Source organism: Nocardiopsis sp. TSRI0078, from assembly GCF_001905145.1.
Taxonomy (GTDB): domain Bacteria; phylum Actinomycetota; class Actinomycetes; order Streptosporangiales; family Streptosporangiaceae; genus Nocardiopsis.
In genome coordinates this window covers 60,893-85,192 of the sequence record NZ_LWLB01000004.1, presented here as the reverse complement: position 1 = coordinate 85,192, position 24,300 = coordinate 60,893, and the positions used below count along the sequence as shown (strand labels likewise).

19 protein-coding genes are annotated in these 24,300 nt (G+C 73.5%); 12 read left to right on the top strand and 7 right to left on the bottom strand.

Features of this window, described 5'->3' with window-relative positions; genetic code table 11:
- The first annotated feature begins 5 nt into the window (after positions 1-5).
- The 3 genes from A6A08_RS06040 to A6A08_RS06030 are packed head-to-tail and all read left to right on the top strand — an operon-like array spanning position 6 to position 4,708.
- Positions 6-476, top strand: a complete 471-nt coding sequence (locus tag A6A08_RS06040) for a transporter (protein WP_073701535.1) — start codon at positions 6-8, stop codon at positions 474-476.
- A 57-nt stretch (positions 477-533) separates the two neighbouring features.
- A complete protein-coding gene (locus tag A6A08_RS06035; RefSeq protein ID WP_073701534.1) occupies positions 534-2,117 on the top strand; it encodes a 3' terminal RNA ribose 2'-O-methyltransferase Hen1 in 1,584 nt (527 codons plus the stop codon).
- Positions 2,114-4,708 carry a polynucleotide kinase-phosphatase gene (locus A6A08_RS06030; RefSeq protein ID WP_073701533.1) on the top strand — a complete coding sequence of 865 codons (2,595 nt, stop codon included), beginning with the start codon at positions 2,114-2,116 and terminating at the stop codon, positions 4,706-4,708. Before A6A08_RS06035 ends, A6A08_RS06030 begins: the two co-directional genes overlap by 4 nt.
- Before the next feature lie 131 nt (positions 4,709-4,839).
- On the opposite strand, the gene A6A08_RS06025 is transcribed toward A6A08_RS06030, so the two are convergent.
- Positions 4,840-5,751: a LysR family transcriptional regulator gene (locus A6A08_RS06025; RefSeq protein ID WP_073701532.1), complete on the bottom strand. Its 912-nt coding sequence runs from the start codon at positions 5,749-5,751 to the stop codon at positions 4,840-4,842.
- Positions 5,752-5,824: 73 nt separating this feature from the next.
- Between A6A08_RS06025 and A6A08_RS06020 the strand changes: the two genes are divergently transcribed.
- The gene (locus A6A08_RS06020) at positions 5,825-6,736 is read left to right on the top strand and encodes a DMT family transporter (RefSeq protein WP_073701531.1); all 912 of its coding nucleotides are present in this window, start codon (positions 5,825-5,827) and stop codon (positions 6,734-6,736) included.
- Between the two features lie 117 nt (positions 6,737-6,853).
- Positions 6,854-9,292, top strand: coding sequence for a lamin tail domain-containing protein (locus tag A6A08_RS06015; RefSeq protein ID WP_073701530.1), 2,439 nt, complete (start codon positions 6,854-6,856; stop codon positions 9,290-9,292).
- 106 nt (positions 9,293-9,398) lie between these two features.
- On the opposite strand, the gene A6A08_RS06010 is transcribed toward A6A08_RS06015, so the two are convergent.
- The 5 genes from A6A08_RS06010 to A6A08_RS05990 all read right to left on the bottom strand — a co-directional run bounded on the left by A6A08_RS06010 (position 9,399) and on the right by A6A08_RS05990 (position 13,936).
- Complete coding sequence (locus tag A6A08_RS06010; RefSeq protein WP_083608891.1) at positions 9,399-10,151, bottom strand: ABC transporter permease; 753 nt, start codon at positions 10,149-10,151, stop codon at positions 9,399-9,401.
- A complete protein-coding gene (locus A6A08_RS06005; protein ID WP_073701645.1) occupies positions 10,151-10,903 on the bottom strand; it encodes an ABC transporter permease in 753 nt (250 codons plus the stop codon). The genes A6A08_RS06010 and A6A08_RS06005 overlap by 1 nt, the downstream gene beginning before the upstream one ends.
- Positions 10,903-11,802 (bottom strand): ATP-binding cassette domain-containing protein, encoded by a 900-nt coding sequence (locus A6A08_RS06000; protein ID WP_073701529.1) that lies wholly within the window; start codon positions 11,800-11,802, stop codon positions 10,903-10,905. The genes A6A08_RS06005 and A6A08_RS06000 overlap by 1 nt, the downstream gene beginning before the upstream one ends.
- A 128-nt stretch (positions 11,803-11,930) precedes the next feature.
- Positions 11,931-12,626 (bottom strand): response regulator transcription factor, encoded by a 696-nt coding sequence (locus A6A08_RS05995; protein WP_073701528.1) that lies wholly within the window; start codon positions 12,624-12,626, stop codon positions 11,931-11,933.
- Positions 12,623-13,936 carry a sensor histidine kinase gene (locus A6A08_RS05990; protein ID WP_073701527.1) on the bottom strand — a complete coding sequence of 438 codons (1,314 nt, stop codon included), beginning with the start codon at positions 13,934-13,936 and terminating at the stop codon, positions 12,623-12,625. Before A6A08_RS05990 ends, A6A08_RS05995 begins: the two co-directional genes overlap by 4 nt.
- A gap of 193 nt (positions 13,937-14,129) precedes the next feature.
- Between A6A08_RS05990 and galE the strand changes: the two genes are divergently transcribed.
- Both galE and guaA read left to right on the top strand, forming a co-directional pair.
- Positions 14,130-15,143 (top strand): UDP-glucose 4-epimerase GalE, encoded by a 1,014-nt coding sequence (galE, locus tag A6A08_RS05985; protein WP_073701526.1) that lies wholly within the window; start codon positions 14,130-14,132, stop codon positions 15,141-15,143.
- A 92-nt stretch (positions 15,144-15,235) separates the two neighbouring features.
- Positions 15,236-16,816, top strand: a complete 1,581-nt coding sequence (gene guaA / locus A6A08_RS05980) for a glutamine-hydrolyzing GMP synthase (RefSeq protein WP_073701525.1) — start codon at positions 15,236-15,238, stop codon at positions 16,814-16,816.
- Positions 16,817-16,889: 73 nt separating this feature from the next.
- Here the strand turns inward: guaA and A6A08_RS05975 are convergent, their stop codons facing one another.
- Positions 16,890-18,839 (bottom strand): serine/threonine-protein kinase, encoded by a 1,950-nt coding sequence (locus A6A08_RS05975; protein WP_073701524.1) that lies wholly within the window; start codon positions 18,837-18,839, stop codon positions 16,890-16,892.
- A 289-nt stretch (positions 18,840-19,128) separates the two neighbouring features.
- On the opposite strand from A6A08_RS05975, the gene A6A08_RS05970 reads away from it, so the two are divergent.
- The 5 genes from A6A08_RS05970 to A6A08_RS05950 all read left to right on the top strand — a co-directional run bounded on the left by A6A08_RS05970 (position 19,129) and on the right by A6A08_RS05950 (position 24,110).
- The gene (locus tag A6A08_RS05970) at positions 19,129-20,136 is read left to right on the top strand and encodes a 4-(cytidine 5'-diphospho)-2-C-methyl-D-erythritol kinase (protein WP_242422134.1); all 1,008 of its coding nucleotides are present in this window, start codon (positions 19,129-19,131) and stop codon (positions 20,134-20,136) included.
- Positions 20,137-20,218: 82 nt separating this feature from the next.
- Positions 20,219-20,923 carry a thiamine pyrophosphate-dependent enzyme gene (locus A6A08_RS05965; RefSeq protein WP_073701522.1) on the top strand — a complete coding sequence of 235 codons (705 nt, stop codon included), beginning with the start codon at positions 20,219-20,221 and terminating at the stop codon, positions 20,921-20,923.
- Between the two features lie 17 nt (positions 20,924-20,940).
- Positions 20,941-21,840, top strand: coding sequence for a transketolase family protein (locus A6A08_RS05960; protein WP_073701644.1), 900 nt, complete (start codon positions 20,941-20,943; stop codon positions 21,838-21,840).
- Positions 21,841-22,081: 241 nt separating this feature from the next.
- Entirely contained in the window at positions 22,082-22,273 is a 192-nt protein-coding gene (locus tag A6A08_RS05955) for a hypothetical protein (RefSeq protein WP_073701521.1), read from the top strand.
- Positions 22,274-22,331: 58 nt separating this feature from the next.
- On the top strand, positions 22,332-24,110 hold the full coding sequence (locus A6A08_RS05950; protein WP_073701520.1) for an ABC-F family ATP-binding cassette domain-containing protein: 1,779 nt from the start codon (positions 22,332-22,334) through the stop codon (positions 24,108-24,110).
- Positions 24,111-24,300 lie beyond the last annotated feature (190 nt).

The window sequence follows — 24,300 nt, the reverse complement described above, 5'->3', positions numbered from 1 at the left end:
TGTACATGACCCACCGCCCCCACGCCCCCGTCCCCGTACCGCGCGCGATCCTGCTCGCCGCGGCCGCCGCCCTCGCCGCGACGGCCCTGTCCCACCTCGTCGGATGGGCGGTCAGCCAGTACCTGGACTCGGTCCACGACACCCCCGACGCCAACATCGGCGCGGGCCTCGCGCTCATCCTCCTGCCCGTCCCCCTGGCCCCCGTCCTGGCCTGGCCGCTGGTCCGGACGGTCCGGCTGCCCCATCCGGCGCTCACGACACTGCTCGGGGCGCTCCTGTACCTGCCCCTGGCCGTGGGGGCATGGGGGCTGTGGGCATCGGCCCTGGACGGCACCCGGGTCGGCTCGCTCCTGGCTCCGGTCCTCGGATCCGTGTGGAGCCTGGCGGCCGCCGAAGCGGTGGCCCTCGCGGTCGCGCTGGCCGCCTCGGCCGTGCTCACCACCCGTCACCACGCCCGCGCGCTGCGGGAGCGCTGACCCGCGGGGACCTGAAAAACCCTCGCCATACGGGCGGTGCTCGGACACAATGCACGGGTGCTACTGACGATCACGACCACGGCGAGCCCCGCGACGGACCTCGGTTTCCTGCTGCACAAGCATCCCGACAGGGCGCAGAGCTTCGAGCAGTCCTTCGGGACCGCGCACGTCTTCTACCCCGAGGCCACCGAGGAGCGCTGCACGGCGGCGCTGCTGCTGGACGTCGACGCGCAGGCGCTGCTGCGTACGCGCACGTCGGTGAGCACCCCCGACTTCGCGCTCTCCCAGTACGTCAACGACCGTCCCTACGCGACCTCGTCGCTGTTCGCGGTGGCGCTGGGCAGGGTGCTGCGGTCCGCGCTCAGGGGCAGGTGCGGGCAGCGCCCCGAACTGGCGCGCACGCCGATACCGCTGGAGCTGCGCATGCCCGCGGTGCCCTGCCGGGCCGGGGCCGACCGCGTCCGCGCCCTCTTCGAGCCCCTGGGCTGGACGGTGGAGGCCGAACCGGTCCCACTCGACCCCGGACTGCCGGGATGGGGCGACTCGCACTACCTGTCGCTCACCCTCACCGGAACCCTGCGCCTGTCCGAGGCGCTCAGCCACCTGTACGTGCTGCTGCCCGCCATGGACGGCGGCAAGCACTACTGGGTGGACCGCAGCGAGGTCGACAAGCTCCTGCGCGCCGGCGGGCTCGCAGCGGGAGCGGCCGGGGGCGACGGATCAGCCGAGACCTCAGAGGCTGCGGAGGCCGCGGAGGCCGACCGGGACGGCGGGGAGGAGGACGCCGGGCCCGGCGCCGGGGCGGGCTGGCTCGCCGGGCACCCCGAGCGCGCCTGGATCACCCGCCGCTACCTCAACCGGCGCGACGGCTACGTGCGGACCGCGCTGGCGCGACTCGCCGAGGCCGAGGGCGTGGCCGAGGGAGAGGACGGGGACGACCCGGGGGTCGAGGAGGCCTCCGCGGCGCCGCCGCGCGAGGAGCGCGGGCCCAGCCTGGCCGAACAGCGGGCCGGAGCGGTCATGGCGGTGCTGCGCTCCGAGAGCGCCACCAGCGTCATCGACCTGGGCTGCGGCTCGGGGCGGCTGCTGGAGCGGCTGGTCACCGAACCCTCCCTGGAGCGGATCACCGGGGTGGACGTCAGCGCCGTCAGCCTGGAGCGCGCCCACCGCAGGGTGTGCCGGGGCTGCGACCCGGGCGGGCGCGAACGCCACCGGCCCCTGTTCACCCACACCCGCGGGGAGCGCGGGGGAGGCGTCGCCGCGAGGCCGGAACTGCTCGTGGGCTCGGTGGTCTACCGGGACAGGAGGTTCGAGGGCTACGACGCCGCCGTCCTGATGGAGGTGGTCGAGCACCTCGATCCGTCGAGGCTGCCCGCGATGGAGGAGAGCGTGTTCGGTGCGGCCCGGCCCCGCGTCGTCGTGGTGACCACGCCCAACGCCGAGTACAACACCCACTACGAGGGGCTGTCCGACGGCTCCCTCCGGCACAGCGACCACCGCTTCGAGTGGACCCGTGCCGAGTTCGCCCTGTGGGCGGACCGGGCCGCCGAGAGGTACGGCTACCGCGTCCGCCACCTGCCGGTCGGGCCCGAACACCCCGGGACCGGCGCTCCGACCCAGATGGGAGTCTTCACCAGATGAGCACGACCGAGAAGGCCGAGGCCGCAGCGCCGCGCGTGCTCGGCGTGCCCGAGATGGGGCTCGTCGTGCTCGTCGGTGCGTCCGGCTCGGGCAAGACCACCTTCGCCGCCAAGCACTTCAAGCCCACGCAGGTGATCAGCTCCGACCACTGCCGGGGCCTGGTCAGCGACGACGAGAACGACCAGTCCGCCAGCGCCGACGCGTTCTCGCTCCTGCACACCGTCGTGGACATCCGCCTGCGCCGGGGACTGCTCGCGGTGGTCGACGCCACCAACGTGCAGGCCAGGGCGCGCCAGGAACTGCTGCGCGTGGCCAAGGCCAACGACGTGCTGTCCACCGCCATCGTGCTGGACGTGCCCGAGGCCCTGGCCCGGGAGCGCAACCGCACCAGGCCCGACCGCGACTTCGGCGACCACGTCATCCGGCGCCAGCGGCGCGACCTCAGACAGAGTCTCAAGCGGCTCCGCCGCGAGGGCTTCCGCAAGGTGTACGTGCTCAGCGGCCCGGAGGAGATCGACGCCGCGACCGTCGAGCTGGAGCGCGCCTGGCCGGACAGAAGGGAGCTCACCGGCCCGTTCGACATCGTCGGCGACGTGCACGGCTGCCGCGAGGAGCTGGAGGAGCTGCTCGGGAGGCTCGGCTACGAGTTCTCCAGGGACGAGCAGGGGCGTCCGGTCGGGGCCCGGCACCCCGGGGGGCGCACGGCGGTGTTCGTCGGCGACCTCGTGGACCGGGGGCCCGACAGCCCCGGCGTTCTGCGCCTGGTCATGGGCATGGTCGCCGACGGCGACGCCCTCTGCGTGCCGGGCAACCACGAGAACAAGCTCATCCGGGTACTCAGGGGAGGCAGGGCCCGGCTCACCCACGGCCTCGCCGAGACCATGGAGCAGCTGGGACGGGAGACCGAGGAGTTCCGCAGGAGCGTGCTGGACTTCTGCGACGGCCTGGTCAGCCACCTCGTCCTGGACGGGGGCAGGCTGGTCGTCGCGCACGCCGGGCTCAAGGAGGCCTACCACGGGCGGGCCTCCGGCCGCGTGCGCTCCTTCGCCCTGTACGGCGAGACCACCGGGGAGACCGACGAGTACGGGCTCCCGGTGCGGCTGCCGTGGGCGCGCGAGTACCGGGGCAGGGCCGCCGTGGTCTACGGGCACACGCCGATGGTCAAGGCCGAGTGGCTCAACAACACCCTCTGCCTGGACACCGGCTGCGTGTTCGGCGGCAGGCTCACCGCGCTGCGCTACCCGGAGCGCGAACTGGTCGACGTGGCCGCCCACCGCACCTGGTACGAGCCCGCGCGCCCGCTCGACGACGGGTCCGAGAGGCCGACGGACACCCGTCCGGACACCGTCGTGGACATCACCGACGTCGGCGCCGACGACGTCCACTCGGGCATGTTCGTGGAGACCGGGCACGGCCTGGTGCGCACCAGCGGCGGCAGCACCCTGGCCGCGCTGGAGGTCATGAGCCGGTTCGCCGTGGACCCGCGCTGGCTGCTGTACCTGCCGCCGACCATGGCCCCGGCGCCGACCTCGTCCGCCCCCGGCCTGCTGGAGCACCCGAACGAGGCCTTCGCCTCCTTCCGGAGCTCGGGGATCGGCGAGGTCGTGTGCGAGGAGAAGCACATGGGGTCGCGGGCCGTGGCCGTGCTGTGCCGGGACGAGGGCGCGGCCGAGCGCAGGTTCGTCCCCGGCGAGCTGGGCACCGTGTACACCCGGACCGGTCGGCCGTTCTTCAACGACCCCGGGCTCCAGGCCGAGGTGGTGGACCGGCTGCGGAGCGCGGTCACCGACGCCGGGCTGTGGGACCGGCTGGGCACCGACTGGATCGCCCTGGACGGGGAGATGCTGCCGTGGTCGGCCAAGGCCCGGTCGCTGATCCGCGAGCAGTACGCCTCGGTGGGCGCGGCCGCCCGCGCGGCCCTGCCGGCCGCGGCGTCCGCGCTCGCGGCGGCGGCCGGGCGCGGGGTGCCGGTGGGCGACCTGGCGGACCGGGTGGCGCGCCGCACCGAGCAGGTGGAGGAGTTCAGCCGTGTCTACCGGCGCTACTCCTGGGACACCGACGGCACGGCCGGGCTCCGGTACGCGCCGTTCATGGTGCTGGCCTCCGAGGGCCGGGAGTACGGGGACGCCGACCACCTGTGGCACATGGCGATCGCCGAGCGGCTCGCCGAGGTGAGCGGCCTGGTCCGCTCCACCCGCTACCGGGTCGTGGACACCACCGACCCGGCCGCGTGTGCCTCGGCCGCCGACTGGTGGACCGAACTGGTCTCCAACGGCGGCGAGGGGATGGTGGTCAAGCCGGTCCTGGGCGCCCGCGCCGGGGGCCGCAAGGGCCTGGCCCAGCCCGGGCTGAAGGTGCGCGGTCCCGAGTACCTGCGCATCGTCTACGGTCCCGACTACACCGATCCGGAGCGGATGGAGGTCCTCAAGGACCGCAACGTGGGCCGCAAGAGCGGCCTGGCCATGCGCGAGCACAAGCTGGGGCTGGAGGCCCTGTCCCGGCACGCCCGGCGCGAACCGCTCTGGCGCGTGCACGAGCCGGTGTTCGCGGTGCTGGCCCTGGAGTCGGAGCCGGTCGACCCGCGGCTGTAGGAGGGGGCGGCGGCCGTGCACGGGGAGCCCTCCGTGCGCGGCCGCCGCCCGTCCGGGCCCTGCCCGCCTTCTCCGGTCGCAGCGGCCCGCCACGAGTACGGGATGACCCTGGTCGGCGCCGGACCACGGCGTCAGTCCCCGGTGCGCTCCCCGACCACGGTGTGCAGTGCCTCCAGCGCCCTGGCGATGGGCGGCTGCTCACGGCTGCCGCGCCGCACGCACGTGATGAGCCGCCGCGAGGGCTGGGGTGTCCCGGTCAGGCGCACCCGCCGCACCGCGTGCTCGGGCGGGATCGGGGCCAGCCGCGGGACCAGGCACACACCGAACCCGTGTGCGACCAGCGCGGAGATCGCGAACCACTCCCGGGCCTCGTGCGCGACGTGTGGCGTGAAGCCCGCCGAGGCGCAGGCGGCGAGCAGGAGCCGGTACTGGTCGGCGCGTTCGGGCGAGGCGATCCAGTGCTCGTGCGCCGCCTCGACGAGGGACGCGTGGCCCCGCGCGGCCAGGGGATGGGCCTCGGGCACCAGCAGGTCCTGCGGTTCGTCCAGGAGCGGCCGCTGGTCGAAGCGCCGGTCGCCGGGCGGCGGACTGTCCGCGGTGGGGATCAGCACCGCGAGGTCGGCGCGTCCGCTGAGCAGCAGGGGGAAGCAGTCGTCGCTCTCCTCCTCGCTGATGTGCGTCCCCAGCCCCGGATGCGCCGCTTGGAGCCGTACGACCGCGGGGGCGACGAGCGCCGCCACGGCGCTGGAGACCCCGCAGATCCGCACATGGCCCGCCGCGCCCTCCTGGTGAGCGGCGAGGTCGGCGCGGGCCCGCTCCCACTCGGCGAAGAGCGTGTCGGCGTGGCCGAGCAGGGTGTGCGCGGCGCCCGTGAGCCGGACCCGGCGCCCCTCGGCCTCCAGCAGGGGCACGCCCACCTCCCGGGACAGGTGGCGGAGCTGCTGGGAGACGGTCGAGGGGGTCAGGTGCAGCGACCGCGCGGTGGCGGTGACCGTGCCCTGGTCGCGCAGCACCCTGAGCGTCTGGAGCCGTGGATCGATCATGTGGCGATTCAACACGAAATCCTTCGAAAAGATTCGATGGACGCACAAGGATCCCGCCCGGAGGCTGGGAGGTATGACGGCTCCGAAGCACTCCGGCGGCCCGGCGGACTCCCGCCGGGCCGGAACCCTGTTCGCCCTCGGCAGCGTGTGCAGTGTCCAGTCAGGGCAGGCCCTGGGCAAGTACCTGATGGGCGCGGCCGGGCCGGCGGGGGTCGTCGTCCTCCGCCTCGGTTTCGCCGCGCTGCTCCTGCTGCTCAGACGCCCCCGTCCGCCCCGGGGCCGGGCCACGGTGCTCCTGGTCCTGGCGTGGGGCACGGCGATCGCCGGGATGAACACCGTCTACCTCGCGCTCCAGTACCTCCCGCTGGGGGTCGCCGCCACGCTCCAGTTCGCCACGGGCCCCCTCGTCCTGGCCCTGATCGGCTCCCGGAGGTGGAGCCACGCCCTGTGGGCGCTCCTCGCGGCGTGCGGCGTCCTGCTCTTCCACGCGCCGGGAACCGACACCCTGCCCCTGCCCGGCGTGCTCCTGGCCGTCGCCTCGGGTGTGTCCATGGGCACCTACCTGATGCTGAGCAGCCTGGCGGGCGCCCGGGACCGGGACGGCTCCCTGCTGGCGTGGGCGGTGCTGTGGGCAGCCGCGGTCTGGGCGCCCGCGGCCGTGCTGACCGGCCGGCCGCCGTGGGATCCCCGGCTGGTGCTCCTGGGCCTGTTCCTCGCGCTGGTCTCGGCCGTGCTGCCCTACCGTCTGGACCTCGCCGCGCTGCGCAGGCTCCCGCCGCGCACGATGGGGGTCCTGGTCAGCCTCGAACCCGTCGTCGGGGCGCTCGCCGGACTGGTGCTGCTCGGCGAATGGCTCGCGGTCCCGCAGTGGCTCGCGGTGCTGTGCGTGACGGGGGCCTCCGCCGGAGCCGTCGCCACGGCACGGACGTCCGCGAACGAGGACGCCCTTGGAGGAACACACGAGGGCAGCACCGTGGGGGAGTAGTCCGACAGCACCAACTGTGTACCGCTTCGCCTCCTTTTCACATCGTCTCTTCCGGTCGGACACTCCCAGGGGCCATGATGTGCACGCCCCCGACCCCCAGTCACTTCCGGAGAAGATGTGTCCCCCAACCGACCCGGACGCCTGATCGCGTCCACGTCCGCCGCGGCGGCGGTGCTCCTGGGCGTCGGCCTCGGAGCGGTGCCGGCCGCCCTCGCGGACGCCACCACCCCGGTGATCAGCGAGGTGTACGGCGGAGGCGGCAACAGCGGCGCCGACCTGCGCAACGACTTCGTCGAACTGGGCAACCCCACCGACGGGGCGGTCTCCCTCGACGGCTGGAGCGTGCAGTACCTGCCCGCCTCCCCCAAGCCGGCCACCCGGGTCCAGGTCACGGAGCTGGGCGGCGAGATCGGGGCCGGAGAGCACTACCTCGTGCGCCAGGCGGCGGGCTCCGGCGGCAGCGTCGAACTCCCCGACCCCGACGCCGTCGGCGGCGCCAACATGTCCGCGTCCTCCGGCGCCGTCCTGCTCGTGCACGGCACCGAACCCGTCACCTGCCGCACCGCCGCCACGTGCGCCGAGGACGGCGACGTCGTCGACGTCGTCGGCTACGGCGACGCGGTCGTCCACGAGAGCGCGCCCGCGCCCAGGCTGAGCAACACCACCTCCGCCTCGCGCGACGCCGACCTCACCGACACCGGCGACAACGCGGCCGACCTCACAGCCGGAGCCCCCACCCCCGTCAACACGGCGGGCGAGGCCCCCGGCGACGGGGGCGGCGGCGACGGTCCCGAGGACCCCGTCGAGCCCGGCGACCTGCGCGTCCACGACGTCCAGGGCACGACCCGAACCTCCCCCTACGCCGGACGCCAGGTCACGGGCCTGCCCGGCGTGGTCACCGCGGTCAACGCCTTCGGCGGCGCCCAGGGGTTCTGGTTCCAGGACACCGAGGGGGACGGCGACCCGCGCACCAGCGAGGCCCTGTTCGTCTTCACCGGCTCCACCACCCCCGACGTGGCCGTGGGCGACGAGGTCCTGGCCGCCGGACGGGTCAGCGAGTACCGGCCCTCCTCAGGCGCGCAGACCATCACCCAGCTGAGCCAGGCCAACTGGACCGTCCTGTCCTCGGGCAACGCGGTACCCGGCTCCGTCCTGCTGGACGAGGACGCCCTTCCCGAGGCCTACGCGCCCGAGCCCGGCGGGGACCTGTCCTCCCTCGAACTGGAGCCGCAGTCCTACGCCCTGGACTTCTGGGCCGCGCACGAGCACATGCTCGTCCGCGTGGAGGACGCCCCCGTGGTCGGCGCCACCGACGACTACCACGCCCTGTGGGTGACCACCAAGCCCGGGCAGAACCCCACCGTCAACGGCGGCACCCGCTACGGGTCCTACGACCAGCCCAACTCGGGCCGGGTCAAGATCGAGTCGCTGCTGGACCGGGCACGGCACCCGTTCCCCGACGCCAACCTGGGCGACACCCTCGCCGGGGTCACCGAGGGCCCCGTCTACTACAGCCAGTACGGCGGCTACCTGGTCCGCGCCACCACCCTGGGCGAGCACGTGCCCGGCGGCCTGGAGCGCACCGGTGTCCGCGACTCGCGCCGATACGAGATCAGCATCGCCACCTACAACGTCGAGAACCTCGGGGGGCAGGACGACCAGGCCAAGTACGACGAGCTGGCCGCGGGGGTGGTCGAGTACCTGAACTCGCCCGACATCATCGGCCTTGAGGAGATCCAGGACAACACCGGCCCGACCGACGACGGCGTCGTGGACGCCGACGTCACCTTGGACCGGCTGGTGGCCGCGATCGAGGCGAGGGGCGGCCCCTCCTACGAGTGGCGGCAGATCAGCCCGCAGGACAAGCAGGACGGCGGACAGCCGGGCGGCAACATCCGCAACGCCTTCCTGTTCGACCCCGGGCACGTGCGGTTCGTGGACCGCGAGGGCGGCGACGCCACCACCGCCGTGGAGGTCGTGGAGGGCCGGCGCGGCGCCGAGCTGTCGGTGTCCCCGGGCCGGATCAGCCCGAGGGACGAGGCCTGGGAGTCCAGCCGCAAGCCGCTGGTCGGCCACTTCCGCGTCCTGAACCGGGACGTCTACGTGGTCACCAACCACTTCAACTCCAAGGGCGGGGACGAGTCGCTGCACGGCGTCAACCAGCCGCCGAACCGCACCAGTGAGGCCCAGCGCCACGCCCAGGCCGAGCTCGTGGGCGAGTTCGCGGAGGAACTGCTGTCCGTGGACCCGGAGGCCAACCTGGTGGTCATGGGCGACCTGAACGACTTCCAGTTCTCCCGGACCCTGGAGATCCTCACCGTCGACGGGCCCCTGTACAACCCGATGACGGACCTGCCCGAGGAGGAGCGCTACAACTACGTGTACGACGGCAACTCCCAGGCCCTGGACCACATCCTGGTCAACCAGGCGCTCGCGGGCCGGGCCGACTACGGGATCGCGCGGCTCAACTCCGAGTTCCACGACCAGGTCAGCGACCACGACCCGCAGGTGCTGTGGCTGGACACCCGCCGCAGCACCCCGCCGGGGCGCCCCTGACCCCGCCCGGCTCCCGGCGCGACCCCGCGCCGGGAGCCGGCCCCCACGCGTCCCCACGATGGCGACCGGCTTCCCGGCCGGTCGCCATCGTGTTCCGGGAGAGCGTTCAGCGCACGTCCCTACGGCTCAGCACCGTCGCGGCGAGGCCCCACAGGAGGAGGGTGAGCACGGCCGCGGCGAGCACGACGGCGGACGCCGCCGGCAGATCGACGGCCCCCGCATCGGCGACGGCCGTGCTGCCGAGGCTGAGCGACCTGCTGACCAGGGCCTGGGGAACCACGTGGGCGATCACCCCGCCGACTCCGGAGTAGAGGACGCCGACCCCGGCGACGCAGCCCAGGAGGCCGAGGGCGACGGGTGCGGCGAAGGAGCGGACCAGCATCGACAGCAGGGACTGCAACGCGACGACCGGCAGCGCGGCGACGACGCCCAGCAGCGCCGCGGCGGTGCTGGCCCAGGGCAGCCAGCCGTCCAGGCCCAGGACGAGTTTCCCGCTCAGGACCACCATCAGGAGTAGGACGAGCTGCATGACCGCGACCATCAGGGCGAGCGAGACGAGCTTGGCGCCGAGGATCGCGAGGGCCCGCGCGGGCGTGGTCATCAACAGGTTCCAGTTGTGACCGCGGTGCTCCATGCGCCACGCGGCCGACGCCATCACCGCGATCCCCATCGACATGAACAGCATGCCGTAGAAGATCACGACCTGCGACCAGTAGGACGCCCAGCCGGAGGAGAGCGCCTCCTCGTTGGCGCCGTAGTTCACGGTTCCCGTGATGACCGCGAGCAGCGGCAGCACCACGGCCATGATCCACAGAGCCGAGCGGCGCAGCTTGGTGAGTTCGGCGAGGACCATCCTCATCACGCCTCCGTCCGGTCGAAGCGGTGGCTGACCGTGCCGAACAGGACCGCCACGAGTACCAGGAACGCGGCCAGCCAGCCGTACCCGGGGGTGATCGGGACGAAGCCGTCGTCGCTCATCCCCAGCGGGGAGATGATCGCGTAGTAGCCCCAGGGGAGCACCCGTGCCAGGGCCGGCGGCATCAGCAGGGAGAACACCCCGCAGAACGCGCCGAGCAGCCCGACGCCCATCCCGACGAGCTGGTTCTCCACGCGGGCGGCCAGCCACACGTGCAGGCACAGAAGCGCCAGGTCCACCAGGAGCAGACCGACCGCGTACTGGATCCACGTTCCCGGGGACAGCGGCACGGTGATCCCGGCGACCAGGCCCGCCGCGACGACCAGGGCGGTCTGGACGGCCACCGCGACCGCCAGCAGCACTCCCAGCACCGCGACCTTGGCGCGGCACAGCCGCCCCGGGCCGAACCCGGCCACCTGGGACAGCATCCAGCCCCGCCCCTGGTGTTCGATGTCGACCTGCCTGCTGGCCAATACCGCGACCAGGAGGGGGGAGGTCATGGCCGCGATCATGACGTAGCTCATGAACAGGCTCTCCCACGGCTGGGCGGCCGGATCGTCGAAGCCCTCCCTCGCGGAGTCCGACATCAGGTTCGCGCAGGACAGGGCGACGACGGCGGCCACCATGACCGCGCAGACCAGCACGACCCGGAGCCTGCGCGTCTTGCTCAGTTCGAGGTTCATCGCCGCCGGCATCACAGCAATCCCCCGCGGCCGGTGAGGTCCATGAAGACCTCCTCCAGGGACTGCTGGACACGCCGCACCCCGTGGATCGGCACGTCGCCCCCGACGAGCCGCCGCACGAGCGCGGCCGTGTCCTCGTCGCCGAACCCGGACAGGCGCACGCCCCGCTCCACGCGCACGGCGGGGATGCCCAGGGCCAGGGCCCGCTCCGGTTCGGGGGTGTCCACGATCAGGTCCGGAGTGCTGCGGTCGAACAGCTCGGCCCGTGTTCCCTGGAAGATCAGCCTTCCCCGGCCGAGGATGCCCAGCACCGACGCCATCCTGTCGATCTCGTCGAGCAGATGGCTGGAGACCATGACCGTGATGCCGTTCTCCGCCAGCGACACGAGCAGCTCGCGGATCTCCTCGATGCCCGCGGGATCCAGGCCGTTGGTGGGCTCGTCGAGGATGAGCAGGCGCGGCTCCCGGGCCAGGGCCATCGCGATGCCCAGGCGCTGCCTCATCCCCAGCGAGTACGCGCGGACGAGCTTGCCCATGTGCTCCTGGAGGCGCACGGTGGCGACCGCACGGGAGACCTGCCGGTCGCTGAGCCCGAGCATCCGCTGGACGATCGCCATGTTCTCCCGGCCGGTCAGGTGGAGGTACCCGGGAGGCGCCTCGATGAGGGAGCCGATCTCCCGTAGGAGGCGGGGGCGCGTGTCCCGGTTCATCGGCTGCCCGAAGACGGTGATCTCGCCCCGGCTGGGCCGGGCCAGCGACAGCAGCATCCTCATGGTGGTGGTCTTGCCCGAACCGTTGGGGCCCAGGAAGCCGTACACGCAGCCCCGCGGCACCCGCAGGCCGAGGTCGTCGACGACCGTGCGCGTTCCGTAGGTCTTCGTCAGGTGGTGCGTGGTGATGATGTCGTCCATGGAACTCCTTCCACCGAGGAGCCTCCGGGACCGCACCCGGGGAGGACATCGTGCCGGGGGAGGGGAAACGCACTCGTGCCGCGGTAGGAGGACGGTGCCCGGCGCGTCCGTCAGGCCGTTCGGGCCGCTCAGGCCTCCCGGAGCAGGTCCTCGCGGTCGACCAGCCCGGCGCGGAACGCGAACAGCACCGCCTGGACCCGGTCACGGGAGCCGGTCTTGGCCAGGACGTGGCCGACGTGGGTCTTCACCGTGGGCATGGACAGCACGAGGCGCTCGCAGATCTCCGTGTTCGTGTATCCGAGCGCCACGGCGACGAGGACCTCCTGCTCGCGCGGGGTCAGCGACGCGACGGCGCGGCGGGTGCCCTTGTCCAACGGGGCCGACGGGGTGGACGGGCCGCCGAGCAGCGGGCGCACGTGCTGGAGCAGCCTCCGCGTGGAGCTGGCGGAGACGACCGAGTCGCCGCGGTGCACCGTGCGCACGGCCTCCAGCAGTTCCTCGGGCGGCGTGTTCTTGAGCAGGAAGCCCGCGGCCCCGGCCTCGACGCCCTCGACCACGTACTCGTCGGTGTCGAAGGTGGTGAGGATGACGATGCGGCAGGCCGCTCCCGAGGAGACGAGGGTGCGCGTGGCGCTCAACCCGTCCGTGCCGGGCATCTGGACGTCCATGAGCAGGACGTCGACGGGGTCGGCGCGCTGACGGGTGAGGGCCTCCGCCCCGTCACCCGCCTGCCAGGCGACGGTCAGGTCCGGCTGGGAGTCGATGACCATCGCCATGCCCGCCGTGAACAGCACCTGGTCGTCGGCCAGTCCCACGCGGATCACGCGTCCTCCCAGGGGACCACCGCGCGCACCCGCCAGGTGCCGGTCGCGCCGTCGGCGCCGACCTCCAGGGTGCCGCCGTGCAGGCCCACGCGCTCGCGCATGCCGACCAGACCGTGGCCGGGCCCCCGACGACCGCTGTCCGGGGGCGCTTCGACGGTGGAGGGGGAGGGGAACACGGGCGGGGACGCGGACGCGCCGGAGACCGCGGGCACGGCCTCGCGGACGGCGTTGGCCACGACGACCTCCACCCGCCCGGGCGACCACGTGAGTTCGACCCGTACGGCGGCGGCTCCCGCGTGCTTCAGCGCGTTGGCGAGGGACTCCTGCACGACGCGGTAGACCGTCAGGGACGCGGTCGCCGGCAGGGTCGACGGGGTGCCCGGACCGGTACGGCCGTCGCGCGGGGCGGGCGGGGACCCGTGCTGGACCAGGCGGATCCGCAGACCGGCGCGGCGGTACTCCTCGACGAGGCCGAGCAGGTCGCCGACGCCGGGGGCCGGGGCGGACCCGCGGTCCTCGCCGTCGCGCAGGACGCCCAGGAGCTGGTGCAGCTCCGCCGCGGACTCGCGTCCCACCTGCGCGATGGTGGCCAGGGCGCCCACCGCGCGCTCCGGGTCGGCGTGCGCGGCGTAGCGGCCCCCGTCGGCCTGGGCGACGATGACGTTCAGCGAGTGCGCGAGGACGTCGTGCATCTCCCGGGCGATGCGGGTCCGCTCGTCGAGCGCGGCCAGACGCACTTCCTGCTCCCGCTGGGTCTCCAGCAGCCGTGCGTGCTCCACGACGCGGGCGAACTCCTCGCGGTTGCGCCGGCGGAACGTACCGAGCAGGGAGAACAGCGCGACGGCCGTCCACGCCGAGAGGACGCTGTTGAGGCGCGGTTCCGGGTCCGCGGAGAGCTCCTCCGGCGGAATGGACAGAACGGCCCAGGCCGCTCCGGCCAGGAGCAGGCCGAAGCCCGCGGCGCGCCACGTGCGGGGAAGCTCGGCCTGTGCCGTGTAGGCGGCGACCAGGGCGCTGATCGCCGTCACCGCCGTGAGGTGGTCCAGCCACAGGATCTGACACGACAGCAGTGCCGCCAGGGCGGCCAGGGCCGGGAGCGGCCTGGTACGGCGCAGCGCCAGCGCGGTGCAGCACGCGGCGGCCAGGGCGAGGTGGGCCCACGACTCGGCGGTACGGAAGCCGGGCACCGGATGGGACACCACGGACAGGGCGAACCAGAGAAGGGCCCAGCCCGCGTCCACGGCGAGCACGTGGCCCCGGGCCCAGAGCGTGGCGCGGTCCAGGAGGGTGCGCGCGGACAGGTAGGCCATCCCCCCACGATAGGAACACGCGGACCGCGGCGCGTCGTACCCGGGTATGAGGCCGGTGCGGCGCAGGGGGTGCGCCGGGGCCGGGCGGCGGCCGCCGGACACGGTGGCGTCCCCACCCGGCGTGCGCCCGGCGGGCGCCTATCCTGGGGAGCGTCCGCGAGGCGGCGGGCGCACCCCACCCAGGAAGCGAACGATGAACGTCCTGATCACCGGCGGTGCCGGGTACATCGGCTCCCACACCGTGGTCGAACTGCTCGAAGCCGGGCACGAGGTCGTGGCCGTGGACTCCCTCGCCAACAGCCACACCGAGGCCCTGCGCCGGGTCGAGCGCATCACCGGGCGCACCGCGGCCTTCCACCGAGAGGACTGCACCGACCCCGCCGCGCTGCGCCGCGTCTTCGCCGCCCACCGGATCGACGCCGTCATCCACATGGCCGGGCTCAAGGCCGTGGGGGAGTCGGTGGAGCAGCCGCTGCGCTACTACCGCAACAACCTGGACGCCCTGCTCACCCTCGCCGAGGTGATGGACGAGCACGGTGTGCGCGACCTGGTGTTCAGCTCCTCGGCCACGGTCTACGGCGACCCCGAGCAGGTGCCCATCACCGAGGGCAGCGCGCTGCGGGTGACCAACCCCTACGGCGCCACCAAGCTGTTCGCCGAACAGATCCTGCGGGACCTGGCCGCCGCCGACCCGCGCTGGCGGATCGTCTCCCTGCGCTACTTCAACCCCATCGGCGCCCACCCCAGCGGGCTGATCGGCGAGGACCCCCAGGGCGTTCCCAACAACCTGTTCCCCTACATCGCGCAGGTGGCCTCCGGGCGCCGCGAGCGCCTGAGCGTGTTCGGCGACGACTACGACACCCCCGACGGCACCGGCGTGCGCGACTACCTGCACGTGGTGGACCTGGCGCAGGGGCACCTGGCCGCCGTGGACCACATCGGCGACGCGGCCGGGTACCGCGTGTACAACCTGGGCACCGGGCAGGGCACCTCGGTCCTGGAGGGCCTGCGCGCCTTCGAGCGCGCCACCGGGTCGGCCATCCCGTACGCGGTGGCCGAGCGCCGCCCCGGCGACATCGCCGTGTGCTTCGCCGACCCCTCCGCCGCCGCCCGGGACCTGGGCTGGAAGGCCGTGCGCACGGTGGACGACGCCTGCCGCGACGCGTGGCGCTGGCAGTCCGCCAACCCGGGCGGCTTCGCGGGCTGAGCGGGACCGCACATCTCCGCGGGACCCGCCGGACACGGCGGACGCCCTAGACTGGACGGACATCCCTTTACTCCTGCGGAAGGTCCTCCGTCGTGTCCGTTGGTGCTGAGAGCACGTTCGACACCGTTCTCGTCGTCGACTTCGGCGCGCAGTACGCGCAGCTGATCGCACGGCGCGTCCGTGAATGCCACGTGCACAGTGAGATCGTGCCCTCGACCATGCCCGTCGAGGAGATGCTCGCCAAGAAACCCAAGGCCGTCATCCTCTCCGGCGGACCGTCGTCGGTCTACGCCGAGGGCGCCCCGAACCTGGGGCCCGAGCTGTTCGAGACCGGCGTCCCCACCTTCGGCATCTGCTACGGCTTCCAGGCGATGACCCGGGCCCTGGGCGGCACCGTGGAGAGGACCGACCTCAGCGAGTTCGGCCGCACCGAGTTGTCGGCGGTCCCCGACTCCCTGCTGTTCGACGGCCTGCCCGCCGAGCAGCAGGTGTGGATGTCCCACGGCGACTCGGTGGTCGGCGCCCCCGAGGGGTTCGCCACGACCGCCAGCACCGCGGGCGCGCCGGTCGCCGCCTTCGAGGACACCGACCGACGCCTCTTCGGCGTCCAGTTCCACCCCGAGGTCATGCACACCGAGCACGGCCAGGAGGTGCTGCGCCGCTTCCTGTACGAGGGCGCGGGGTGCCGTCCCACCTGGACGATGGTCAACATCGTCGAGGAGCAGCTGGAGCGCATCCGCGAGCAGATCGGCGACAAGCGCGTCATCTGCGGGCTGAGCGGCGGCGTGGACTCCGCCGTGGCCGGCGCCCTGGTGCAGCGCGCCGTCGGCGACCAGCTGACCTGCGTGTTCGTGGACCACGGCCTGCTGCGCAAGGGCGAGGCCGAGCAGGTGGAGAAGGACTTCGTCGCGATCACCGGGGCCAGGCTCAAGGTCGTGGACGCCGAGGAGCGGTTCCTGTCCGCGCTGTCGGGCGTCACCGACCCCGAGGAGAAGCGCAAGATCATCGGCCGCGAGTTCATCCGCGTCTTCGAGCAGGCGGCCCGCGAGGTCGTCACCGAGAGCGGCGAGGCCGGAGCCGAGGTCGAGTTCCTGGTGCAGGGCACCCTGTACCCGGACGTGGTGGAGTCCGGCGGCGGCACCGGCACCGCCAACATCAAGTCGCACCACAACGTGGGCGGCCTGCCCGAGGACCTGCAGTTCACGCTGGTGGAGCCGCTGCGCGAGCTGTTCAAGGACGAGGTGCGCAAGGTCGGCGAGGAGCTGGGCCTGCCCCCCGAGATGGTGTGGCGCCAGCCGTTCCCCGGCCCGGGGCTGGGCATCCGCATCATCGGCGAGGTGACCCGCGAGCGCCTGGAGATCCTGCGCGAGGCCGACGCGATCGCCCGCGAGGAGCTGACCCGCGCCGGGCTGGACCGCTCCATCTGGCAGTGCCCGGTGGTGCTGCTCGCCGACGTGCGCTCGGTGGGTGTGCAGGGCGACGGCCGCACCTACGGCCACCCCGTGGTGCTGCGCCCGGTCAGCAGCGAGGACGCGATGACCGCCGACTGGTCGCGCGTGCCCTACGACGTGCTGGCCAGGATCTCCAACCGGATCACCAACGAGGTGCGCGAGATCAACCGGGTGACGCTGGACGTGACCAGCAAGCCCCCGGGCACCATCGAGTGGGAGTAGGACTCCCCGAGGCCTGGGACGGGCCCGGCACACGACGCCTCGGCGGGTGTGCCGGGCCCGTCCGCGTCGGGGCTCAGCCCGACATGTGCTGGATGTTGATCTCCGTGGGGTCCGCGTCGAGCTTGTGGCTCAGGACGAGCGTGTACGGGGTCTCGCCCTCGCGCAGGATGAACACCAGCTCCCCGCTCGCCGTGGCGCCGGGGCCGATGCCGGCCCGGTCCCACAGCGGCTGCTCGGCCTCGCGCCGGGACGGCTCCTCGGCTTCGCGGGTCGCCTCGAAGTCGGTCGTCAGGCGCTGCTGCTGGTGGTCGAACACCAGCAGTTCGTCGCTGGAGTTGGACATCTCCAGCTCCACCACGCAGTACTCCGCGTTCGCCTGGAGCTCGGAGCGGATGTTGTGCTTGCGCAGACCGCAGGTGACCTCGTTGACGTAGTACTGGACCATGCGGTCGGACGAGGCCCCCGACGCCTCGTCGGACATCCCGGTGGGCTCCGGGTCGCCGGGCTCCCCGGCCCCGGCCTCGCCGTCGGGCGCGGGCTCCTGGGCGTCCGGTTGCGTCTGCTCCGAGGCGTCGCCCTGGGAGGCCCCTCCGTCGTCGTCGGAGAAGGGGTTCAGGGGGATCAACACGTTCATTAGGAACACCAGGAGCACCAGCAGGACCGCTCCGCCCAGCACCATGGCGACGATCACCCCCCTGCGCCGGTTGGGCGCGGCGGGCTGGTGCGGGGGCGGCGGCACCGGCGGCACGTACGGCTGCGGACCGGGACGGCTCGCCTGCTGGTCGGGCGGGGGCACCATCGGGATCGGCCCGGTCGAGGCCGGGTGCTGTCCCGGGGGAGGCGCGGAGGGCCGGGGGTACTGGCCCCGGCCCCCCGGCGGCGGGCCGCCCTGCGCCTGGCTGTTCGGCATCTGGCCGTTCGGCGGCGGACCGCCCGGCCTGGCGCCCTGGTGGCCCGGAGGCGGTCCCTGCGGACGCGGGAAGTTGCCCGTCTGGTGGGCGGGCGGAGGCAGGGGCGCGTGCGGCGCGGCCTGGTACTGGCCGGGCCCCGGGCGGCGCATGCCGCTCCTGGCCTGGTGGCCGGGCGGGCCCTGCTGTGGGTGCGGCATCCCGGGCGGCATGGGGGGCAGGTTCGGCCGCCACGACTGGTGCAGCGCGTTCGACACCATGTCGTTGGGGTTGGTGTTGTCCTCACCGCCCGCCAGCTCCAGCAGCAGGTCCTGCGCGGTGGGGCGGCGGCCCGGCTCCTTGGCCAGCGCGCGCAGCACCAGGCGGTCCAGCGGGCTGTCCAGGGCGCCGATCTGCGGCTCGGCGAACAGCACCCGCTTGCCCAGCGTCATGGCGTCGCCGTTGCCGAAGGGGTGCGTGCCGTTCCCGGCGAAGGCCACCAGGCACCCCCAGGCGAAGATGTCCGCCGAGGTGGTGACCTGCTCCTCCAGCAGCTGCTCGGGCGCCATCCAGCCGGGACTGCCCATGACGATGCCGGTCTGGGTGTGGTTCGTGGCGGTGTTCATCGCGCGGGCGATGCCGAAGTCGATCACCCGGGGGCCGGAGAGCGACAGCAGCACGTTGGCGGGCTTGAGGTCGCGGTGGACCAGCCCGGTGCGGTGGATGGCGGCCAGAGCGGCGGCCACGCCCAGCGCGAAGCCGTGCAGGGTCGAGGAGTCCAGCGGCCCGTGCTCGGCGATGTGCTCGGCCAGCGCGGTGCCCGCGATGTACTCGGTGACCATGTAGGGGCGGTTCTCGAACGTCCCGTGGTCGAGCACCTTGGCCGTGCAGAAGGAGGCGACCTTGCGGGCGTTCTCCATCTCGTCGCGAAAACGCGCCCGTGTCGCCTCGTCGAAGGCGAGCTCCGGGCGGATGACCTTGATGGCTACCTGGTTGTTCTTCTCCGGTGTACTGCCGAGGTAGACGGTGCCCATGCCGCCGCTCCCCAGCTTCCCGGACAGCACGTAGGGACCGATGGTGGCCGGATCCCCGGCGGCCAGCGGTTCCAGGTTCTTCGGGAGCCCATCCGACGGCAAGCGACCCTCCCCGACGGTGTCCAAACTCCGCCTTGCCCCAAGGTAGCGGTGTTTGTGCCCGGTTTCCCATTCACAGGCCTGATTGGGCCCTTCTGGGGGCGGGCGGTGACTGACATGACAGTGGTAACGATCCCCGGATCGCGGTCGTGGTTCCCGATTCCCTCCGGCGACGGGGTCCGCGCTGGTAAGGAGTGGTGAACACACCGGCGCCCCCGGCGGGGTAGGTGTTCACGCAAGGTGGGGGTTCCTTTACGATTGGGGACTCGTGACCGTTGATACCACCGTAACCGTGCGGGTCCCCGCGAAGGTGAACCTCCAGTTGGCGGTGGGGCCCGGACGTGAGGACGGGTTCCACGACCTCGTCAACGTGTTCCACGCCGTCTCGTTGTTCGACGAGGTTACCGTCACGGAGGCCCCGCCGCGTCGGCAGAGCCCCTCCGGTGCCGGAGAATCCGCGTCCGAGGGGGCGGGGCGCGCCGCCGGCGCGGCTCCGGGCGCCCCCTCCGGGGAGCCCGTCCTCGCCGGACTGACCGCGGGCGGCGGCCTGGGGTCCCACCTGGCCCGTGTGCCCCTGGACGACTCCAACCTGGCCGCGCGCGCCGTGGCCCTGCTGGCGGAGCGGACCGGCCGGGGCTTCCCGGTCACGGTCCACCTCGACAAGCACATCCCGGTGGCGGGGGGCATGGCCGGGGGGAGCGCGGACGCCGCGGCCGCCCTGCTGGCCTGCGACCGCATGTGGGGCTGCGGGCTGTCCCCCGAGACCCTGTCCGGGTACGCGGCCGACCTGGGCAGCGACGTGCCCTTCGCGCTGATGGGAGCCACCGCGGTGGGTATGGGGCGCGGGGAGATCCTGCGTCCGCTGGCCGCTCCGGGGCGTCTGCGCTGGGTCTTCGCGCTCTCACCGCACGGGCTGTCCACGGCCGGGGTGTTCGCCGAGTACGACCGCATCCGCCCGGACGCCCCCGAGCCCCGGCTGGACCCGGCGCTGGCCGACGCGCTCGCCGGCGGCGATCCGGCCGCGCTGGGGGCCGCGCTGACCAACGACCTGCAGGAGGCGGCGCTGTCGCTGCTGCCGGAGCTGGAGCGCACCCTCAAGGCGGGCAGTGGCGCGGGCGCCCTGGGCGCCCTGGTGTCGGGGTCGGGGCCGACCTGCGCGTTCCTGGTCGGCGGCGGGGACGAGGACGAGGCGGTCGTGGCCGAGCGCGAGGCCGCCGTGGTGGCCGAGCTGGAGGGCAGCGGGCTGTGCGAGCAGGTCGTGTCGGCGTACGGGGACGTCCCCGGGGCCACCGTCCTGTGAGATAGATCACCCCGGGTTCTTCCGCGGTGCGGGTGTCCGCGCCCATTGACCTCAACTTTTATTGAGGTCGAACACTGGGTGCATGACCACAGCAGCCGCCCTCTCGCGCTACGCCGACCTTCCCGCCCTCATCGGACTCATGGAGGGTGACGAGAAGCACAGCGGGGCCGCCCACTCCACGCTCGACGTGCTGTGGGTGCTCTACGACCGCGTGCTGGCCGTCGCCCCCGACACCGCGGAGGACCCCGCCCGCGACCGCTTCCTGCTCTCCAAGGGACACGGACCCGCCGCCTTCTACGCCGTGCTCGCGGCCAGGGGCTTCCTGGACGTGCCCACCCTGCGCGGCTGGGCCGCCTTCGACTCGCCGCTCGGCCACCACCCCGACCGGGTCCTCGTGCCCGGCGCGGAGATCGGCAGCGGGTCCCTCGGGCACGGGCTGCCCCTGGGCCTGGGCACGGCGCTGGGCCTGCGGGCCCGGCGGATCCGCCGGGCCGACGGCGACGAGCCCCGCGTGGTGGTGCTCCTCGGCGACGGCGAGCTCGACGAGGGCAGCAACCACGAGGCCATCGCGGTCGCCGGCCGCCTCGGCACGGACAACCTCACCGCCGTCGTCGTGGACAACGCCTCCTCCGGCCACGGGTGGCCCGGCGGGATCGGCAGGCGCTTCGGAGTCGAGGGCTGGGAGGCCCGCGAGGTGTCCGGACGCGACCACGACGCCCTGTACGGGGCCCTCACCCGTCCCCACACCGGACGGCCGCTGGCCGTCGTCGCCCGCGTCCGCCCCTAGGAGACCCACCGATGAACATGCGTGAGACCTTCGCCGCCACCGTCAACCAGGCCATGGACGAGGACCCGCGGGTCGCCGTCGTGCTGGCCGTCATCTCCGCGGGGATGTTCCGTGCCTCCGCCGCCCGCCACCCGGGCCGCGTGATCGACGTGGGCATCCGGGAACAGGCCATGATCGGCGTGGCCGGAGGGCTGGCCCTGACCGGGATGCGGCCGATCGTGCACAGCTACGCGCCGTTCCTGGTGGAGCGGCCCTTCGAGCAGGTCAAGCTGGACCTGGGCCACCAGGACGCCGGCGCCGTCCTGGTGAGCATCGGCGCCTCCTACGACGCCTCCGGCGCGGGGCGCACGCACCAGGCCCCCGGCGACGTGGCCCTGCTGGACACCCTGCCGGGGTGGACGGTGTACGCGCCCGGCCACCCGGACGAGGTGCGCGACGCCCTGGCCGCCGCGATCCCCGGGCAGGACCGCGTGTACGTACGGCTGTCGGAGACCGCCAACCGGACGCCGCTTCCCGTCAGCGGGCGCCTCAGCGTGCTGCGGACGGGCTCGCCGCGCTCGGCCGGGGTGGTGGTGGCCGTCGGACCGATGCTGGACCGTGTGCTGGAGGCGACCTCGGACCTGGACGTGACCGTCGCCTACACGGCCACCGTGCGCCCGTTCGACCGGGAGGGGTTGAGCGCGCTGGCCGGGGCGGCGGGCAACGCCGACGTGCTCGTGGTGGAGCCGTACCTGCGGGGGACCTCCGCGCACGAGGTGGCCGAGGCGCTGGCCGACCGGCGCCACCGCCAGTCGGGGCTGGGGGTCGCCCGGGACCGCGAGGTGCGCGCCTACGGGACCCCGGCGCAGCACGCGCGGGTCCACGGGCTGGACACGGAGGGGATCGCCAAGGCCGCCAGGGACTTCTTCCTGGTGTAGGGGCGGGCCGGGAGCCGTCCGGGGCCCCGCGTGGTGCGGCCCCGGTCGGCTCCCGTGCACGGGGCGGGGACCGGGGTGGTCCCGCGGTGGAGGACGCACCGGAAGGGCCGGCTGGACGGGCTCCTGGCGGACCGGGACGTCACGGAGCCCTCCCGGCCCGCTCCGTCCGGTCGTCGGGGCCTTTCCCGGCGGGGAGGCCGTTCGCCGCCGTGCCCCGCGCCGAACGGCTACGGTGATCCCCATGACCGACCGGCAGGACCCCGCGGCGCGCCACCCCGACGTCCGGTTCGCCCGCATGGCGCCCGGAGAGCACGGGCGGGGCGCGATCTGGAGGCTCACCCCGAAGGGCGCGGACAGCCCCGCCATGTACGCCCGCACCGACGCGCAGGCCGACCGGTACGCCGAGACGCTCGCCCGGCTGCCGCAGCCCTGACCCGGGCGGCGGGGGAGGCGGTCCGTGCACCGCGGCACTACCGCCACAATGGGTACTGATGAATCTGGTCAATCTTCAGGACGTGTCCCTGGCCTACGGGCCGCTCGTGCTCCTCGACAAGGTGTCGCTCGGCGTGGAGGAGGGTGAACGCATCGGCGTGGTCGGCCGCAACGGCGGCGGCAAGTCCACGCTGATCTCCGTGCTCTCCGGCATCACCGAGCCCGACTCCGGGCGGGTCGTGCACAACCGCGGACTGCGCATCGGCTTCCTGCACCAGCGCGACACCTTCCCCGACACCACGGTCGGGGAGTTCGTCCTGGGCGACCGCGCCGAGCACGAGTGGGCGGGCGACGCCCGCATCCGCGACATCCTGCGCGGCCTCCTCGGCGGCTGGGAGCTGGACACCGCCATGAGCGGCCTCTCCGGCGGGGAGCGCCGCCGCTCCGCCCTGGCCAGGCTCCTGGTCGACGACCACGACCTCATCGTCCTGGACGAGCCCACCAACCACCTCGACATCGAGGGCATCGCCTGGCTCGCCGAGCACCTGCGCGGCCGACCGGAGTCGCTCGTGGTCGTCACCCACGACCGCTGGTTCCTGGACGCCGTCACCACCCGCACCTGGGAGGTCGGACGCGGAGCCGTCGAGCGCTACGAGGGCGGCTACGCCGCCTACGTCCTGGCCAAGGCCGAGCGCGAGCGCCAGGCGGCCGCCGCCGAGGAGCGCCGCCAGAACCTCATGCGCAAGGAGCTGGCCTGGCTGCGCCGCGGCGCCCCGGCCCGCACCTCCAAGCCCAAGTTCCGCATCGAGGCGGCCAACCAGCTCATCGCCGACGAGCCGCCGGTCCGCGACACCGTCGAACTCGTCCGCTTCGCCAGTTCCCGGCTGGGCAAGACCGTCATCGACCTCAAGAACGTGTCGGTGTCCGTCCCCGACCGGGTCCTGCTCGACCACCTCACCTGGCAGCTGGGCCCCGGCGACCGGGTCGGCCTGGTCGGGGTGAACGGCGCGGGCAAGTCCACCCTGCTCAAGATCCTCGCCCAGGAGCGCGAGCCCGACTCCGGCAGCGTCCGCACCGGCCGGACCGTCAAGCTCGCCCACCTGTCCCAGAACGTCGTCGAGCTCGACCCCACGGCCCGTCCCCTCCAGGCGGTCATGGAGATCCGCGAGCACATCACCATCGGCAAGCGCGACTACACCGCCAGCCAGATGCTGGAGCGGTTCGGGTTCCGCGGCGAGCGCCAGTGGACCCCGATCGGCGACCTGTCCGGCGGTGAGCGCCGCCGCCTCCAGCTGCTGAGGCTGCTCATGGACGAGCCCAACGTGCTGCTGCTGGACGAGCCCACCAACGACCTGGACATCGAGACCCTCACCGAGCTGGAGGACCTGCTCGACGGCTGGCCGGGATCCCTGGTGCTGGTCAGCCACGACCGCTACTTCCTGGAGCGCATCACCGACCGGGTGCTGGCCCTCATGGGCGACGGCAGCCTGGCGTTCCTGCCCGGCGGCGTGGACGAGTACCTGGAGCGCCGCGCGCGGACCGCGGGGGAGGACGCCCTGCCGCAGGGCGCCTCCGAGGCGGCCCAGGCGAAGGCCGCGCCGGAGCGGCCCGCCGTGTCGGCGGCCGAGCGGCGCAGCGCGCAGAAGGAGATGCAGCGCGTCGAGCGGCGCATGGACCGCATCACCAGGCGCGAGGCGGAGCTGCACGAGCTGATGGCCGCCGCGGCCGACGACTATGCCAGGCTCGCCGAGCTCGACGCCGAGGCCAAGACCCTGGCCGCCGAGCGCGGCGAGCTGGAGGAGGTCTGGCTGGAGCAGGCCGAGGTCGTCGACGAGTAGGCGGCCCTTCGCGCGTCTGAGCCGGTCCACCGCCCCTCCCGCGTGAGCCCGCGGCCTGGCGGCCTCGCCGACCCGCGCCCGGCCCGCACGCGCCGGGGCCGCGGCGCGGTGACCGAACCCGTTTTCGGGGGACAATCCCACCACGGCCGCACGCGCCTCCCGGCACCCCCGTGGGAGCGCCGCGCCGAGT